Annotated in this window: 14 protein-coding genes and 1 pseudogene; 10 read left to right on the top strand and 5 right to left on the bottom strand. The window is 57.3% G+C overall.

What is annotated here, in order from left to right; genetic code table 11:
- Positions 1–4 precede the first annotated feature (4 nt).
- The 3 genes from argF (at position 5) to GYRE_RS01870 (ending at position 3,129) form a co-directional block, all read left to right on the top strand.
- Positions 5–1,009 (top strand): ornithine carbamoyltransferase, encoded by a 1,005-nt coding sequence (argF, locus tag GYRE_RS01860; RefSeq protein WP_038252523.1) that lies wholly within the window; start codon positions 5–7, stop codon positions 1,007–1,009.
- A 50-nt stretch (positions 1,010–1,059) separates the two neighbouring features.
- Positions 1,060–2,529 carry a basic amino acid/polyamine antiporter gene (locus tag GYRE_RS01865; protein WP_006816880.1) on the top strand — a complete coding sequence of 490 codons (1,470 nt, stop codon included), beginning with the start codon at positions 1,060–1,062 and terminating at the stop codon, positions 2,527–2,529.
- Between the two features lie 120 nt (positions 2,530–2,649).
- Positions 2,650–3,129 carry an arginine repressor gene (locus GYRE_RS01870; protein WP_006816878.1) on the top strand — a complete coding sequence of 160 codons (480 nt, stop codon included), beginning with the start codon at positions 2,650–2,652 and terminating at the stop codon, positions 3,127–3,129.
- A gap of 3 nt (positions 3,130–3,132) precedes the next feature.
- Here GYRE_RS01870 and GYRE_RS25235 read toward each other — a convergent pair whose 3' ends face one another.
- A complete protein-coding gene (locus tag GYRE_RS25235) occupies positions 3,133–3,249 on the bottom strand; it encodes a hypothetical protein (protein WP_373896528.1) in 117 nt (38 codons plus the stop codon).
- Between GYRE_RS25235 and pyrL the strand changes: the two are divergent.
- From pyrL to ridA, 4 genes and pseudogenes are all read left to right on the top strand, one after another.
- A pseudogene (gene pyrL / locus GYRE_RS23360) lies at positions 3,229–3,364 on the top strand (pyr operon leader peptide). The gene GYRE_RS25235 and the pseudogene pyrL overlap by 21 nt on opposite strands.
- A 2-nt stretch (positions 3,365–3,366) precedes the next feature.
- Positions 3,367–4,302: an aspartate carbamoyltransferase gene (pyrB, locus tag GYRE_RS01875; RefSeq protein WP_006816877.1), complete on the top strand. Its 936-nt coding sequence runs from the start codon at positions 3,367–3,369 to the stop codon at positions 4,300–4,302.
- 11 nt (positions 4,303–4,313) lie between these two features.
- The gene (gene pyrI, locus GYRE_RS01880) at positions 4,314–4,775 is read left to right on the top strand and encodes an aspartate carbamoyltransferase regulatory subunit (protein ID WP_038252526.1); all 462 of its coding nucleotides are present in this window, start codon (positions 4,314–4,316) and stop codon (positions 4,773–4,775) included.
- A gap of 72 nt (positions 4,776–4,847) precedes the next feature.
- On the top strand, positions 4,848–5,234 hold the full coding sequence (ridA, locus tag GYRE_RS01885; protein WP_038252528.1) for a 2-iminobutanoate/2-iminopropanoate deaminase: 387 nt from the start codon (positions 4,848–4,850) through the stop codon (positions 5,232–5,234).
- Positions 5,235–5,275: 41 nt separating this feature from the next.
- Here ridA and GYRE_RS01890 read toward each other — a convergent pair whose 3' ends face one another.
- The 3 genes from GYRE_RS01890 to mgtL form a co-directional block, all read right to left on the bottom strand.
- The gene (locus GYRE_RS01890; protein ID WP_038252529.1) at positions 5,276–7,669 is read right to left on the bottom strand and encodes a beta-N-acetylhexosaminidase; all 2,394 of its coding nucleotides are present in this window, start codon (positions 7,667–7,669) and stop codon (positions 5,276–5,278) included.
- Between the two features lie 134 nt (positions 7,670–7,803).
- On the bottom strand, positions 7,804–10,512 hold the full coding sequence (mgtA, locus tag GYRE_RS01895) for a magnesium-translocating P-type ATPase (protein WP_038252530.1): 2,709 nt from the start codon (positions 10,510–10,512) through the stop codon (positions 7,804–7,806).
- 144 nt (positions 10,513–10,656) lie between these two features.
- A complete protein-coding gene (mgtL, locus tag GYRE_RS25240; RefSeq protein ID WP_220124637.1) occupies positions 10,657–10,752 on the bottom strand; it encodes a mgtA regulatory leader peptide MgtL in 96 nt (31 codons plus the stop codon).
- Positions 10,753–10,906: 154 nt separating this feature from the next.
- On the opposite strand from mgtL, the gene treR reads away from it, so the two are divergent.
- The 3 genes from treR to treC all read left to right on the top strand — a co-directional run bounded on the left by treR (position 10,907) and on the right by treC (position 15,093).
- Entirely contained in the window at positions 10,907–11,854 is a 948-nt protein-coding gene (gene treR / locus GYRE_RS01900) for a trehalose operon repressor TreR (protein WP_038252532.1), read from the top strand.
- A 125-nt stretch (positions 11,855–11,979) separates the two neighbouring features.
- The gene (treB, locus tag GYRE_RS01905; RefSeq protein ID WP_006816871.1) at positions 11,980–13,401 is read left to right on the top strand and encodes a PTS trehalose transporter subunit IIBC; all 1,422 of its coding nucleotides are present in this window, start codon (positions 11,980–11,982) and stop codon (positions 13,399–13,401) included.
- Between the two features lie 51 nt (positions 13,402–13,452).
- On the top strand, positions 13,453–15,093 hold the full coding sequence (gene treC / locus GYRE_RS01910) for an alpha,alpha-phosphotrehalase (RefSeq protein ID WP_038252534.1): 1,641 nt from the start codon (positions 13,453–13,455) through the stop codon (positions 15,091–15,093).
- A gap of 6 nt (positions 15,094–15,099) precedes the next feature.
- On the opposite strand, the gene celB is transcribed toward treC, so the two are convergent.
- A complete protein-coding gene (gene celB, locus GYRE_RS01915) occupies positions 15,100–16,473 on the bottom strand; it encodes a PTS cellobiose transporter subunit IIC (RefSeq protein ID WP_051860903.1) in 1,374 nt (457 codons plus the stop codon).

The following is a 16,473-nucleotide window of genomic DNA, read 5'->3' on the forward strand; positions in this document are numbered from 1 at the left end:
AGCGATGACTATCAATCTGAAAAACCGCAACTTTCTGAAACTGCTGGACTATACCCCGGCTGAGATCCAGTACCTGATCGATCTCGCCATCACCCTGAAAGCCGACAAAAAAGCCGGGCGCGAGAAGCAGACGCTGGTCGGGAAAAACATTGCCCTGATCTTTGAAAAAACCTCCACCCGCACCCGCTGTGCGTTTGAAGTCGGTGCCTTCGACCAGGGCGCGCAGGTGACCTATCTCGGGCCAAGCGGTTCGCAGATTGGCCATAAAGAGTCGATGAAGGATACCGCCCGAGTGCTCGGACGCATGTACGACGGCATTGAATATCGCGGTTACGGCCAGCCTATCGTCGAAGAGCTTGGCGAGTTTGCCGGTGTGCCGGTGTGGAACGGGCTGACCGATGAATTCCACCCGACGCAGATCCTCGCTGACCTGATGACCATGCTTGAGCACGCGCCGGGCAAAACCCTGCCGCAACTGCGTTTTGCCTATCTCGGCGATGCCCGTAACAACATGGGTAACTCGCTGATGGTCGGTGCCGCAAAAATGGGCATGGACATTCGCCTGGTCGCACCGCGCGCCTTCTGGCCGGATGAAAAGCTGGTGAAACAGTGTCTCGCCATCGGGGAAGAAACCGGTGCCCGCATCCTGCTGACCGAAAGCGTCGAAGAGGGCGTGCACGGGGTCGACTTCCTCTATACCGACGTCTGGGTGTCGATGGGCGAGCCAAAAGAGGCGTGGGCCGAGCGCGTCAGCGTGATGACGCCGTATCAGATTAACGCCAGCGTCATCAAGGCGACCGGCAACCCGAACGTCAAATTCATGCACTGCCTGCCCGCCTTCCATAACGAGCACACCAAAGTGGGACGCGAAATTGAAGCCGCCTATGGCCTGAAAGGGCTGGAAGTGACCGACGAGGTGTTTGAGTCGGCGAATTCCATCGTCTTCGACGAAGCGGAAAACCGCATGCACACCATCAAAGCGGTCATGGTCGCCACCCTTGGCGAGTGATCCCTGAATGCGGATGCCGCCCGGTGCGGCATCCTGACAGGAGAATAACAATGTCTGATTTAGCAAAGGATGACGGCGCCGTCGCGGCTGGCAGCGGGGAGAAAAAGCTGGGGCTGAGCGCGCTGGTTGCGCTGGTCATCGGCTCCATGATCGGCGGCGGGGTGTTCAGCCTGCCGCAGAACTTCGCTCTCGTGGCTTCTCCCGGCGCATTGATTGTTGGCTGGGTCATCACCGGCATCGGCATGCTGTGCCTGGCTTTTATTTATCAAAACCTCAGCGCGCGCTGCCCGCATCTTGAAGGCGGGATCTACAGCTACGCCCGTGCCGGCTTCGGCGATTTCATCGGCTTCCAGGCGGCCTGGGGCTACTGGTTTTCCGCCTGGCTTGGTAACGTTTCCTATGCCGTATTGCTGTTCAGCGCGGTGAGCTTTTTCTTCCCGGTCTTTGGTGATGGCAACAACTTAGCCTCGATAATCGGCGCTTCTATCGTGCTATGGCTGGTACATACGCTGGTGCTGCGCGGAGTGCGCGAAGCGGCGTGGATCAACACCATCCTGACTGTTATCAAAGTGTTAGTGTTGATTATCTTCATCATTGCGGTGTTTATTGCCTTCCGTCTTGGTGTGCTGACCGCCGATTTCTGGGGCCGCATGATGCAGGTCGACGGCACCCATCCGGATCTGTTCAACCAGGTGAAAAGCACCATGCTGGTCACCACCTGGGTATTTATCGGAATTGAAGGAGCGACCGTGGTCTCGGCCCGCGCCGCAAACCGTCGCGATATCGGCAAGGCCACGGTGGTCGGTCTGCTTGGAGCACTGGCTATCTACGTGCTGGTGAGCGTGCTGTCGATGGGGATCCTCGATCAGGCAACGCTTGCCGGGTTAAAAAACCCGTCCATGGCGGGCGTGCTGGAAAGCGTGGTGGGTCCATGGGGCGCCAAATTTGTCGCCGGCGGCGTGGTGCTGTCCGTTGCCGGGGCTCTGCTGGCGTGGACGCTGTTTGCCTCTGAGCTGCCCAAAGTCGCGGCGCAGGACGGCGTGTTCCCGGAAATTTTTGCCCATGAAAACCACCGCCAGTCGCCGTCGGTATCGCTGTGGATTACCAACGGTCTGGTGCAGTTGTTCCTGCTGCTGGCACTGTTTTACCAGGCGGGCTATCAGGTGCTGTTCTCCATCGCCACGGCGGCCATTTTGCCCCCTTACCTGTTCAGCGCCGCCTATGGCCTGAAGCTGGTGTGGACGCGTGAACACTACAAGCCAGGAGAGAAACTGGCCCGTGATTGGGTGATCAGTATTATCGCCACGGTGTACGGTTTCTGGCTCTGCTTTGCGGCAGGGAACTCAATGCTGCTCAGTTCACTACTGTTTATTCCGGGAGCGATTGTGTACGTCTGGAAGAAAAAACACAGTCAGCAGCGCTGCTTCAACGGGATGGAAGCCTGCGTGCTCATCGCGCTAATTCTTGTGGCGGTTTACACCCTGGTGCAGATCTTTGCCGGCGCCATCTCTATTACTTGAAAATGGTTTACGCCCCGTTTGGGGCGTTTTTTCTGGGTAAACAAAGGATTAGCCATAAAATCGGAAAGCAAGTCATTGATGATTGCATCACGTATGTTTTATCAACCAGGACATCCGATAATGAAATTTGAACAGCCCACCAGCGACAAAGAGCAGCTGCAGCTTTCCGTCTGTCAGCGACTGATTGCCGAGAAGAGCTATCTGTCGCAGGAAGAACTTCGCAGCGATCTGCAGCGCCATGGCTTTAGCAGCATCAGCCAGTCTACCGTGTCGCGGTTGCTAAAATTGCTCGGCGTCATAAAAATCAGAAATGCCAAGGGACAAAAGATTTATTCCGTGAATCCACAGTTGCGCCCGGCACCCAACGCCGCGCGATCGATTGCTGAAATGGTGGTCAGCGTTGAGCACAATAGCGAATTTATCCTTATCCATACCGCCGCGGGATACGGCCGCGCGGTGGCGCGGATCCTTGATTATCACGCGTTACCGGAAATCCTGGGGGTCGTTGCGGGTAGCAGTATTGTCTGGGTCGCTCCGCGCAGCGTGAAGCGCACCGCCCTGGTACAGAAGCAGATTAATTACTTACTCATGATGAATTAATATTCACATATAAGCGTTTGCCGTGGTTAAATCGTGCATTAATCGCTTGATCCGAAAAATGAGCTGCGTATAATGCCGGGCAATTTGCCGGGAGGAAGCATGGTCCAGTGTGTACGACATTTCGTCTTACCGCGTCTGAAAAAGGACGCTGGCCTGCCGTTTTTCTTTCCGTTGCTCACCTATTCGAAGCCCCTTATTTAAGGGGCTTTTTTTTTGCCCAGCGATCAGGAGATAACCATGGCCAACCCGCTATATCAAAAACATATCATTTCCATAAACGATCTCGGTCGCGAAGACCTCGAACTGGTGCTGGCGACCGCAGCGAAACTGAAAGCACATCCGCAACCGGAACTGCTGAAACATAAAGTGATCGCCAGCTGTTTCTTTGAGGCTTCAACCCGTACACGTTTATCGTTCGAAACGTCAATGCACCGCCTCGGGGCGAGCGTGGTCGGTTTCTCTGACAGCAGCAATACGTCGCTTGGCAAAAAAGGCGAGACCCTGGCCGACACCATTTCGGTTATCAGCACCTACGTTGACGCCATCGTGATGCGCCACCCGCAGGAAGGCGCGGCGCGTCTGGCGACCGAGTTCTCCGGCAACGTGCCAATCCTCAACGCCGGTGACGGTGCCAACCAGCACCCAACGCAAACCCTGCTGGATCTCTTCACCATTCAGGAAACCCAGGGCCGCCTCGAGAACCTCAACGTGGCGATGGTCGGTGACCTGAAGTATGGCCGCACCGTGCACTCGCTGACCCAGGCGCTGGCGAAATTCAACGGCAACCGCTTCTACTTTATCGCGCCGGATGCGCTGGCCATGCCGCAGTACATTCTCGACATGCTGGATGAGAAAGGTATCTCCTGGAGCCTGCACAACGCCATCGATGAAGTGATGGCAGAAGTGGACATTCTGTATATGACCCGCGTGCAGAAAGAGCGTCTGGATCCGTCGGAATACGCCAACGTGAAGGCGCAGTTTATTCTGCGCGCCAGCGACCTCGAAGGCGCCCGTAACAACATGAAGGTGCTGCACCCGCTGCCGCGCATCGATGAAATCACCACCGACGTCGACAAAACGCCGCATGCCTGGTACTTCCAGCAGGCCGGTAACGGCATCTTCGCACGCCAGGCACTGCTGGCGCTGGTACTGAATCGCGATTTGGAACTGTAAGGGGAATGAACATGACACACGATAACAAACTGCAGGTAGAAGCCATCAAATGTGGCACCGTAATCGACCATATCCCTGCACAGATTGGTTTTACGCTGCTGACGCTGTTCAAACTGACCAAAACCGATCAGCGCATTACTATCGGCCTCAACCTGCCGTCCGGTGAAATGGGTCGTAAAGACCTGATTAAAATTGAAAACACCTTCCTGACCGACGAGCAGGTAAACCAGCTGGCGCTGTACGCACCGGATGCCACCGTTAACCGCATCGACGATTATGAAGTCGTCGGAAAATCACGTCCGAGCCTGCCGGGGCGCATCGACAGCGTGCTGGTTTGCCCGAACAGCAACTGCATCAGCCATGCCGAACCGGTCTCTTCCAGCTTCACAGTGAAAAAGCGCGCAAACGACATCGGTCTCAAATGCAAATACTGCGAAAAAGAGTTTTCTCATAATGTGGTGCTGGCTAACTAATTGCGGTTGGTATCGTGTCCCGCTCTCCCTATAATGGGCGGGACCCTTTTACCGCTGTATTCAGGAGATATCATGAGTAAAATTATCGCGACGGAAAGTGCACCAGCAGCCATCGGCCCATACGTACAGGGCGTTGATCTGGGTAGCATGGTAATCACTTCTGGCCAGATCCCGGTAGACCCGAAAACCGGCGCCGTGGCAGAAGATGTCGCAGCGCAGGCGCGTCAGTCCCTGGAAAACGTTCAGGCGATCATTGAAGCTGCGGGCCTGAAAGTAGGTGACATTGTTAAAACGACCGTTTTCGTGAAAGATCTGAACGATTTCGCCACCGTTAACGCCACTTACGAAGCTTTCTTCACTGAGCACAAAGCCGTATTCCCGGCGCGTTCCTGCGTCGAAGTGGCTCGCCTGCCGAAAGACGTGAAGATTGAAATCGAAGCGATCGCGGTACGTCGCTAATCGCTACCCCCTCACCTTCCACAGGCGAGGGGGAATTGCTATCACTCGTTGCGCGTCGCACGCAGCAGTTTCTCCAGCGGATACACCGCCGCAATCACCACTTCGTCCTGCGTTTTTGCTGCTTCATCAAGCTGTGCCTGAATCGCCGCGATCTCTTTGTCATCAAGCGTTCCCTGACGCACCACCAGATCCGTTAAGCGCAGCCCGATAGCCGCCAGCTTGTCTACGTTCTGAATAACCGGTTTCATCGCCTTCAGCTGATATTGTCCGTCACTGAGCGCCAGGGCGTCAGCGGTATTGTTCTGCCAGCGGGTGAAGAGATGGCGCAGCGCATCAGCGCTTTCATTGTCCTCGGCGTCGCTAATCAGGCGTTCAACCCAGCGGTCCATCTGGCGCACGCTGGTGCTCTCAGCCGGTATCGCGTCGGCAAAGCGGTTCAGCGGTTCGAACTGATGGTAGTTTCCGGCCTGGAACTTCAGATGCTGGCGGGTGTAGTAGTGGGCAGGCTCCACCGCCTGAGCGAGGATCTGCAGCGGGAGCGTGTTGCTGCTGTTAGCCAGGCGGGTGAACTGCGCAATCTGCTGGGCGTGCTGCTCAAGCCCGACCGATACCGTCGACCAGCTGTCCATCGCCTGCAGGCGCTGGTACATGTTGTCGATATCCTTCACATCTTCGGCGGACCACAGACGTTCTGCCACCGCGAAGGCTCGCGGCCACAGGCGAATGTCGAGCACCGGCGCCACCACGTTTTCCGCCCACAGCGCCGCCTCGCCGCCGAGCAGGTTCTTCTGCTGTTCCGCATCCGGCACTACCGGCTGAATGCCCTTCGGCACTTCCTCAAGGCGTTTGCCTGCGATCGGGTAGCGGGTGTTGCCTATCAGGAAATAGCCGCTGAGCGTGTCGTCATTCACCGTGACAACCGGGCGCGTTTCCCCCATCCAGGTATCTACGGTAAAGGTCAGCTGGTCGTCAGAAATCCACTCGATATCGTGGACTTCACGGCGAGATTTGCCGTTAAAATCAATAAACCCACGCCAGCCATCGCTATTTTTCACCAGCGTAAAGCTGCCCTCAACCGCACTGCCCTTCAGCCGTGGCATGGAGAATGCCCAGCTCTGAGCACTGTCGGCATCGGTGAGGGTATCGACCCCGTTCAGCCCTTGTGGATAGATCTCGTTGCGGTAGTGATAGGCGGTGTACTGCGGCTGATCGAGATAGAAGCCGGTGGAGAGAATGCCCTTATAGCCGTGCTTCGCCACTTCTCCCAGCGCATCCTGCCCTTGCCATGACTGGATCAGGATGCTTTTCGGCAGGTCTGGGTGATAAATCTCATCCCAGCCCACCATCTGACGCTTGTACTTCTCAAGAATGGTTTCCAGTTTACGGTTGAAATAGGCCTGCAGAGCGTGGCTGTCGGCGAGCTTGTTCTGCTGCATAAATTTCTGAATAGCCGGATTGGCTTTCCACTGGCTGTCGTCCACCTCATCACCGCCGATATGCAGGTAAGGATCGGGGAAGATAGCCGTCAGTTCGCCGATCATCGCGTCGGCAAAGGCGTAGGTTGCCTCTTTGGTGGGATCCAGCACCGGCTTCAGCACACCCCAGTGGCGCTCCATCTCATAGGGTCCTGGCGCGCTCATCAGCTCCGGGTAGGCCACTGCAATAGCGGAAGCGTGGCCCGGCATGTCGATTTCCGGTACCACCCGGATACCCCGCGCGGCGGCATAGCGCACAATCTCTTTCATCTGTGCCGGAGTGTAATAGAGTCCGTCGCTGGCCTTTTGCTGCAGCTTAGGATAGCGCGTGGAGGCAAAGCGCCAGCCCTGGTCGTCGGTCAGGTGCCAGTGCAGTACGTTCAGCTTTGCGGCCGCCATCCCGTCGATTTGTCGCTTGATGTCGTCCAGCGGCACAAAATGACGGGCGGAATCGAGCAGCAGCCCGCGCCACGGGAAGCGCGGCGCATCGTCAATTGCCACAAACGGCACGCTGGTTTTCTCCGGGCCGTTCTGGATAAGCTGCAGCAGGGTCTCCATGCCATGCAGCGCGCCAAATCGGGTATTGGCATTAAGCGTGATCCCGTTAGCATCCACGTTCAGCTTGTAGCTTTCGTCGCTGTCCGGTCGCGGGATGGGGGAAACTTTGCGGGCGATATTGATGGTGATGGTTGGGGTTTTGGCGGGCGAGCTTTGCGCCGCCAGCGTCCAGCCGGTCTGGCGGGAGATTCGCTCGCGCAGGCGCGCTACCGCTTCATCCATATCGTCGCCGTTAACGTTAATCGTCAGGCGATAATCCAGCGCCAGCGCGCCGTCGGTAGCCGGTTTGCTGACCTGCGCCGGCCACGGCATCAGCGGCAAATCCCCGGCAGGCGCGGCGAAAGCGCCAAAAGCTATCATCATCCCTGCGGCCAGCAGGCTGTAAGGCATTGTTTTTCTCATGGGTTTTCCTTCACGACGGGCCAAAAAAGCAAAACATTGAGTTAACATGCAGGCAAAAAGCCGTCAAGGACGAGAGCAGGAAGTTGCGAGGAAGCCCCCTCCGGAAAGAAGGGGGCGGCAGAGCAAAGCAGCGGTTACTGCCAGCCGTAGCGACGGCTGTAGAAGCCTTTCACCAGTTGGGTCAGGGTCATGTAACCCGCAAGGATGGCCACCAGCCACGGGAAGTAAGAGAGCGGCAGCGCCTGCAGCTGCAGATAGGACGCCAGCGGTGAGAACGGCAGCGCCAGACCCACAATCATCACCACCACCGTCATCATAATCAGCGGCCAGGCGGCACGGCTTTGGATGAACGGAATGCGGCGTGTACGGATCATATGCACAATCAGCGTCTGCGACAGCAGCCCTACGACGAACCAGCCTGACTGGAACAGGGTCTGGTGTTCTGGCGTATTGGCGTGGAACACAAACCACATCAGGCAGAAAGTCAGGATGTCGAAGATGGAGCTTATCGGGCCGAAGAACAGCATGAAGCGCCCAAGATCGGCCGGATTCCAGCGCTGTGGCTTCTTGATTTGCTCATCGTCAACGTTATCAAACGGAATGGCGACCTGGGATACATCGTACAGCAGGTTCTGAATCAACAGGTGTAACGGCAGCATTGGCAGGAACGGCAGGAAGGCGCTCGCGACCAGCACGCTGAACACGTTACCGAAGTTAGAGCTGGCGGTCATTTTGATGTACTTCAGCATGTTAGCAAAGGTACGACGCCCTTCGATAACGCCCTCTTCCAGCACCATCAGGCTCTTTTCCAGCAGGATGATATCCGCCGCTTCACGGGCGATATCTACCGCGCCGTCCACGGAAATACCGATATCCGCCGCACGCAGCGCCGGGGCATCGTTGATGCCATCGCCCATAAAGCCTACGACGTGCCCTTCACGCTTGAGAAGCGTCACAATGCGTTCTTTGTGCATCGGCGTCAGGCGGGCAAACAGCGTGGTGCGGCGTGCCAGCAGCGCCAGCTCGTCATCACCCATATTTTCAATATCACTGCCCACCACCACATGACCCGGGTCGAGGCCCACGTCGTTACACACCTTCGCCGCCACCAGCTCGCTGTCGCCGGTCAGGATTTTCACGGTGATGCCGCTGGCTTTCAGCGCCTTCAGCGCAGGTTCGGTCGTCTCTTTCGGCGGATCGAGGAAGGCGATGTAACCTTCAAGGATCAAGTCTGATTCATCCGCACGCTGGTAATCGCCTTCGCGGGCGGCGAGGTATTTGGTCGCCACGGCGACCACCCGCAGTCCCTGACGGTTCTGGGTTTCGGTCACGCGCGCGATGCGGCGCAGCATGGTGTCATCAAGCGGCACGATATCGCCGTTGTAGCGCACCTGAGTACAGACGTTCAGCACCTCCTGCAGCGCCCCTTTACAGATGAGTTGGTGAACATCGCCCTGCTCGGCCACCACCACCGACATGCGGCGGCGTTCAAAGTCGAACGGGATCTCATCAATTTTCTGCCAGCGCTTCGCCAGCTGGCGGGCCGCAGAGATATCCACCCCTTCGAGTACGGCGGTATCAAGCAGGTTTTTCAGGCCAGTCTGGTAATGGCTATTCAGCCAGGCCGTGTGCAGCACCAGCTCGCTGGCTTTGCCGGAGATATCGGTGTGATTCTCCAGCACAATTTTATCCTGCGTCAGGGTGCCGGTTTTGTCGGTGCACAGAATGTCCATCGCGCCAAAGTTCTGAATGGCGTCGAGGTGTTTGACGATAACTTTTTGTTTCGAGAGCTTCACCGCCCCGCGCGCCAGCGTCGAGGTCACAATCATCGGCAGCATTTCCGGCGTCAGACCTACCGCCACGGAAAGCGCAAACAGCGCCGCCTCCCACCAGTCGCTCTTGGTGTAGCCGTTAATCAGCAGCACGATTGGGGTCATGACCAGCATAAAGCGGATCAGCAGCATGCTGACGCGGCTGATCCCTTTCTGGAAAGCGTTCGCCTCGATTTCCTGTTCACCCACGCTACCGGCCAGTTGGCCAAACCAGGTTTTCCCCCCCGTGGAGTACACCATTGCCTGCGCGGAGCCGCTGACGACGTTGGTGCCCATAAAGCACAGGGTGTCGCATTCGAGCGGGTTGCTTTGTTCCGGGTCGCGGGTTCTGGCAACCTTCTCCACCGGCAGCGATTCGCCGGTCAGCGATGCCTGAGCCACGAACAGGTCGCGGGCCTGCAGCACACGCAAGTCTGCCGGGATCATGTCACCTGCGGAGAGCTTCACAATGTCGCCAGGCACCAGCTGATCGATAGGCACTTCAACCCAGCGGCTTTCACCCAGCTCGTTGCTGACGCGCAGCGCGGTCGCGGTGTTGCTCACCATTGCCTTCAGGGCATCTGCGGCTTTGGTGGAGCGCGCTTCCTGAACAAAGTTCAGCAGGGTGGAAATGACCACCATCAGGGCGATAACCCCGGCGGCAAACAGGTCTTCGGTGGAATACGAAATAATAGCCAGCACCGTCAACAGCAGGTTGAACGGGTTACGGTAGCAGACCCACAGATGCACCCACCATGGCGCGGGTTTCTGGGCCGGAATGCTGTTCTCACCGTGCTTTTCGCGATGTTGTTCAACTTCCTGTGCGTTCAGCCCTTCTGGGTGGCTGTCGAATGCGCGCCAGACTTCGTTTTCATCCATCGCCGCGACGTTCAGACAGTGCTTGCTGAGTGAGTCGGGAATGGCGACGCCGGTCAGATTTTTAGCGTCTGGCATTGGGTCGCGCTGGATCAGGCGACGAGGCAAATGGCGGCTAAGCTGATCAAGGAGCTGCCGGGTAAAATTCTTCAACATAGTACATCCCTACGCGCCCGCGACACGCGAGCACGGCATAATCAACGGGCACGGCAAGGCCGTGCCTGTCAGACACATCGCTTTACTACAGGGACATCAAAGATGCCACTGCCTTACACATCCGGCAAAGCAGTGAAGACTAGCTTACCGGACTAGATTATTGCTCCATCGGGGATGGGGCGTGGGATCAGGATCCATACGGCCTCCGGTAAGTGAAAAGAAATTCGAACCTTTGTTCATTCGCACAGTATAGCAATGTAAAGGCTACAGTTCTGGGCGATTATGGCGTTATGATACGCGCTTGCAACTAAACCGCCCCTCAACAAATTCTTTCACGTGGCGAATACATTGCAACTGACCTTGCTCACTATTTTAGCTAACCAGGGAAAAGAGGATGCAAAACCGGCTGACCATCAAAGACATCGCTCGCTTAAGCGGAGTCGGTAAATCGACCGTCTCGCGCGTACTGAATAACGAAAGCGGAGTCAGCGAACGCACGCGCGAGCGTGTTGAAGCGGTGATGCAGCAGCACGAGTTTTCCCCCTCCCGTTCGGCGCGCGCTATGCGAGGTCAGAGCGACAAAGTGGTGGCGATTATCGTCACCCGTCTGGATTCGCTGTCGGAAAACCTCGCGGTGCAGACCATGCTTCCGGCATTTTACGAGCGCGGTTACGACCCTATCATGATTGAAAGCCAGTTCTCTCCGGCGCTTGTCGAAGAGCACCTTGGGATGCTGAGCCGCCGCAACATCGACGGCGTAGTGCTGTTTGGTTTCACCGGTATCAACGAGGCGGCGCTGGCCCCCTGGCAGTCTTCACTGGTGCTGCTGGCGCGTGATGCCAAAGGTTTTGCCTCCGTCTGCTATGACGATGAAGGCGCCATTAATATACTGATGCAGCGTCTGTACGACGACGGCCATCGCTCTATCAGCTTCCTCGGCGTACCGCACAGCGATGTCACCACCGGCAAACGCCGTCACGAGGCTTACCTCGCATTCTGTAAAGCTCATAAACTGCACCCGGTCGCCGCCCTGCCAGGGCTTGCGATGAAGCAGGGCTACGATAGCGTGGCAAGCGTGATGAACACCGATACCACGGCGCTGGTCTGCGCGACCGATACCCTGGCGCTCGGTGCCAGCAAATATCTGCAGGAGCAGCGTATCGACACGCTGCAGCTGGCGAGCGTGGGTAACACGCCGCTGATGAAGTTTCTGCACCCGGAAATCATCACCGTCGATCCCGGCTACGGCGAGGCGGGAAGCCGCGCCGCACAACAGTTGATCGAGCAGATCTCCGGCCACATCGCACCGCAGCAAATCATCATTCCCGCCCACCTCAGCTGAGCATCCTTTCGGCAAATATGTGATCTTCGCTGCGTTTCGGGAACGTTCCCATTTACCCGAGAAAGCGAAACGGACACTATACGCTCAGGTCATTACGCAACATCTTTCATCTGCCATGAGGCTTCATGATGAGCAAAGTGAAACAACAGGATATCGACTCCCTGATTACGCTGGTTGGCGGCCGCGAGAACATCGCGACGGTCAGTCACTGCATTACCCGCCTGCGTTTCGTGCTGAACGCTCCGGAAAAAGCCGACCCAAAGGCCATTGAAAACCTGTCGATGGTGAAAGGCTGTTTTACCAACGCCGGGCAGTTCCAGGTGGTGATCGGCACCAACGTGGATGATTACTACAAAGCGCTGCTGGCAACCACCGGGCAGTCGGCGGCGAATAAAGAGCAGGCTAAACAGGCGGCTCGTCAGAACATGAAGTGGCACGAGCAGCTGATCTCACACTTTGCTGAGATCTTCTTCCCGCTGCTGCCGGCGCTAATTAGCGGCGGTTTGATCCTCGGTTTCCGCAACGTCATTGGCGATGTGCCGATGAGCAACGGCCAGACGCTGGCACAGATGTACCCGTGGCTGAAAACCCTCTACGACTTCTTGTGGCTACCTGGCGAAGCCATCTTCTTCTATCTGCCGGTTGGGATCTGCTGGTCGGCGGTGAAGAAAGTAGGCGGCACGCCGATCCTCGGGATCGTGCTTGGCGTCACCCTGGTTTCTCCACAGTTAATGAATGCCTATTTGCTGGGCCAGCAGGTGCCAGAAGTGTGGAACTTCGGTCTGTTCAGCATTGCGAAAGTGGGCTATCAGGCGCAGGTGATCCCGGCACTGCTGGCGGGCCTGGCGCTGGGCTATATCGAAACCTGGATGAAGCGCGTGGTGCCTGACTACCTGTATCTGGTGGTTGTGCCAGTGTGCTCGCTGATCCTCGCGGTCTTCCTCGCTCACGCACTGATTGGCCCGTTCGGCCGCATGATTGGCGACGGCGTGGCCTTCGCCGTGCGTCATCTGCTGACCGGCAGCTTTGCCCCAATTGGCGCGGCGCTGTTTGGCTTCCTGTATGCCCCGCTGGTGATCACCGGCGTGCATCAGACCACCCTTGCTATCGATATGCAGATGATTCAGAGCATGGGCGGAACGCCGGTGTGGCCTTTGATTGCGCTCTCTAACATTGCCCAGGCGTCGGCGGTGGTCGGGATTATTATCTCCAGCCGCAAACATAACGAGCGCGAAATCTCGGTTCCGGCGGCCATTTCCGCCTACCTCGGCGTCACCGAGCCGGCGATGTACGGTATCAACCTCAAGTACCGCTTCCCGATGCTCTGCGCGATGGTCGGCTCCGGCCTCGCGGGCCTGCTCTGCGGCCTGAACGGCGTGATGGCCAACGGCATTGGCGTGGGTGGTCTGCCGGGCATTCTCTCTATTCAGCCTAAGTTCTGGCAGGTGTACGCCATCGCGATGGTTATCGCGGTAGTGGTACCGATTGTGCTGACGTCGATGGTCTATCAGCGCAAATTCCGCCAGGGCACGCTGCAAATCGTTTAACTCTTTGTTTGGGGCGCCGTTGCGCCCCCTTTGTATTACCAGGAATGCATAATGAATACCCTTCCCCACTGGTGGCAAAACGGTGTTATCTACCAGATTTACCCTAAGAGCTTTCAGGACACTACCGGCAGCGGCACCGGCGATTTACGTGGCGTCACGGCGCGTCTTGATTACCTGCAAACGCTTGGCGTAGACGCCATCTGGCTGACGCCGTTTTATATTTCGCCGCAGGTAGATAACGGCTATGACGTGGCGGATTACACCGCCATTGACCCGGCCTACGGCACGCTAGACGATTTCGATGAGCTGGTCGCGCAGGCGAAAGTGCGGAATATCCGCATCGTACTCGATATGGTGTTCAACCATACCTCCACCCAGCACCCGTGGTTTCGCGAAGCCCTGGATCCACAGAGTCCGTACCGCGAGTTTTATATCTGGCGCGATGAGCCCAACAACTGGCATTCAAAATTTGGCGGTAACGCCTGGGAATGGCACGCCGAAAGCGGCCAGTACTACCTGCATCTGTTTGCCCCCGAGCAGGCGGACCTCAACTGGGAGAACCCGGAGGTACGTGCCGAGCTTAAAAAGGTGTGCGAGTTCTGGGCCGATCGTGGGGTCGATGGTTTACGGCTTGATGTCGTGAACCTCATCTCTAAAGACCTCGATTTCCCGAACGACGATGAAGGTGATGGCCGCCGCTTTTATACCGACGGCCCGCGCGTTCACGAATTCCTGCAGGAAATGAGCCGCGACGTGTTTACGCCAGGCTACCTGATGACCGTCGGTGAAATGTCCTCAACCACCCTTGAGCACTGCCAGCGCTACGCGGCTCTCGATGGTGGCGAACTGTCGATGACCTTTAACTTCCATCATCTGAAGGTGGATTATCCGGGCGGTGAAAAATGGACCCAGGCACGACCCGACTTTGTGGCGCTCAAAGCCCTGTTCAGCCACTGGCAGCAGGGTATGCACAACGTTGCCTGGAACGCACTGTTCTGGTGTAACCACGATCAGCCGCGCATCGTCTCGCGCTTTGGTGATGAAGGCGCGCTACGCGTACCGGCCGCCAAAATGCTGGCGATGGTGCTGCACGGGATGCAGGGCACGCCCTACATCTATCAGGGGGAAGAACTGGGGATGACCAACCCGCATTTTCGCCAGATAACCGACTATCGCGACCTTGAAAGCCACAACATGTTTGCCACCCTGAGCGCCGAGGGGCGTGATGCCGACGAACTGCTGGCGATCCTCGCCAGTAAATCCCGCGATAACGGACGCACGCCGATGCAGTGGAGCGCCGATGCCAACGGCGGTTTCACCACCGGCGAGCCGTGGATTGGCTTGTGTGATAACTATCGTGAGATAAACGCACAGCGCGCACTGCGCGACCCGGAGTCTGTCTTCCATACGTATCAGCGTCTTATCGCGCTGCGCAAGCAGGAGCCGGTGCTGACCTTCGGCAGCTACCAGGATATGCTCCCGGAGCACCCGGCGCTGTGGTGCTATCGCCGCGAATGGCAGGGACAAACGCTGCTGGTGGTCGCTAACCTCAGCAATAGCGTGCAGCCGTGGACACCGCCTTCTGTATCAGGCGAATGGCAGGTGCTCATCAGCAACTACGCCGAAGTGGCAGACAAACCGGGCGCCATGACCCTGCGCCCGTTTGAAGCCGTATGGTGGCTACAGAAGTAGCCGTGCTCAGGCATTCTCTCCCGGCGGGGTAATACCTGCCGGGGCAGCGGCTGCCACTTTCTCTTTGTTGAGCGAGGCCTGCTCCTCTTTGAGCTTCAGGCGATCCCAGACGCGGAAGAACGGATAGTAGACCACCAGAGAAATCCCGAGGTTTACCACCTGCAGCACCGTGCCAGAAATATGCCCACCGGTTGCCAGATACCCGCTAATGAATATCGGGGTGGTAAACGGCAGCGCAATCCCCGCCGGCGGCGCGACCAGCCCGGTCGCCATCGCGGTATATGAGACAATCACCAGCAGCACCGGCGTCAGAATAAACGGCAGGAAAAAGTACGGGTTCATCACCAGCGGGATCCCAAATACCATCGGTTCGCTGATGTTAAACAGCGCGCCCGGCGCGGCGATTTTTCCGAGCTGTTTCATTTGCTGACTACGGCTACGCACCAGCATGAAGATGACCAACCCCAGCAGTGCGCCGGTGCCGCCGGGCGCGATCCACAGATCGTAAAACTGCTGAGTAATGATATGCGGAATAGGTTGTCCGTTCTGGAACTCCGTCAGGTTCTCCGACATATTCGACAACCATACCGGCTGGATGAATACCAGCACAATGGCGTCGCCGTGCAGGCCAAGCGTCCATAAAATCCCTATCAGAATGACCGAGATAATCATCCCCGGCAGCGTGCCGCCAACATGATGCATCGGAATGCCAATAATAGTGGCAATCATGCTGTTAATGTCACCGAACGGTGACGCTTCTACCAGCAACCGCAGCGCCAGCACCACGGCCAGCACGCAGAAGCCCGGCACCAGGGCGAGGAAGGATTTGGCCACCGCCGGTGGCACCCCTTCCGGCATGCGGATAACCAGGTTACGTCCGGCGACAAAGCGGTAGATTTCCGTCGACAGCAGGGCAATCACTATGGCGACAAACAGCCCCTGGCTGCCCACCAGATTGACCGGGATAACACCTTTAACCACCTGCGCCGCGGCACCGTTAACCGGCGCAAACAGCGTATGTTGCGGAATGGTCATGACGAACGCCACCAAAGACATCGCCCCGGCGCTGAGCGGATCCAGCGTGCGGTACTTCTCCGCCAGACGGTAGGCGATACCGAAGCTTGAGATAAGCGCCATGATGTCGTACGTCGCTTTCACCGGGTAAAGCATCTTCTCGCGCCAGACGTCGCCGAAGAGGTGGGTCATCATCTCCGGATATCCGGGGATCGGCAAATAGGCAAAAATCAGGAAAAACGAACCGATAAGCATAAACGGCATGTTGAGGATGATGCCGTCTCGCACCGACAGCACATGTTTTTGTCCGGCAATTTTCAGCGCCGCCGGCATGACGTAACGTTCAATCCACGAAGAATTCGACAT

The sequence above is a fragment of the Yokenella regensburgei ATCC 49455 genome (assembly GCF_000735455.1).
Lineage (GTDB): Bacteria > Pseudomonadota > Gammaproteobacteria > Enterobacterales > Enterobacteriaceae > Yokenella > Yokenella regensburgei.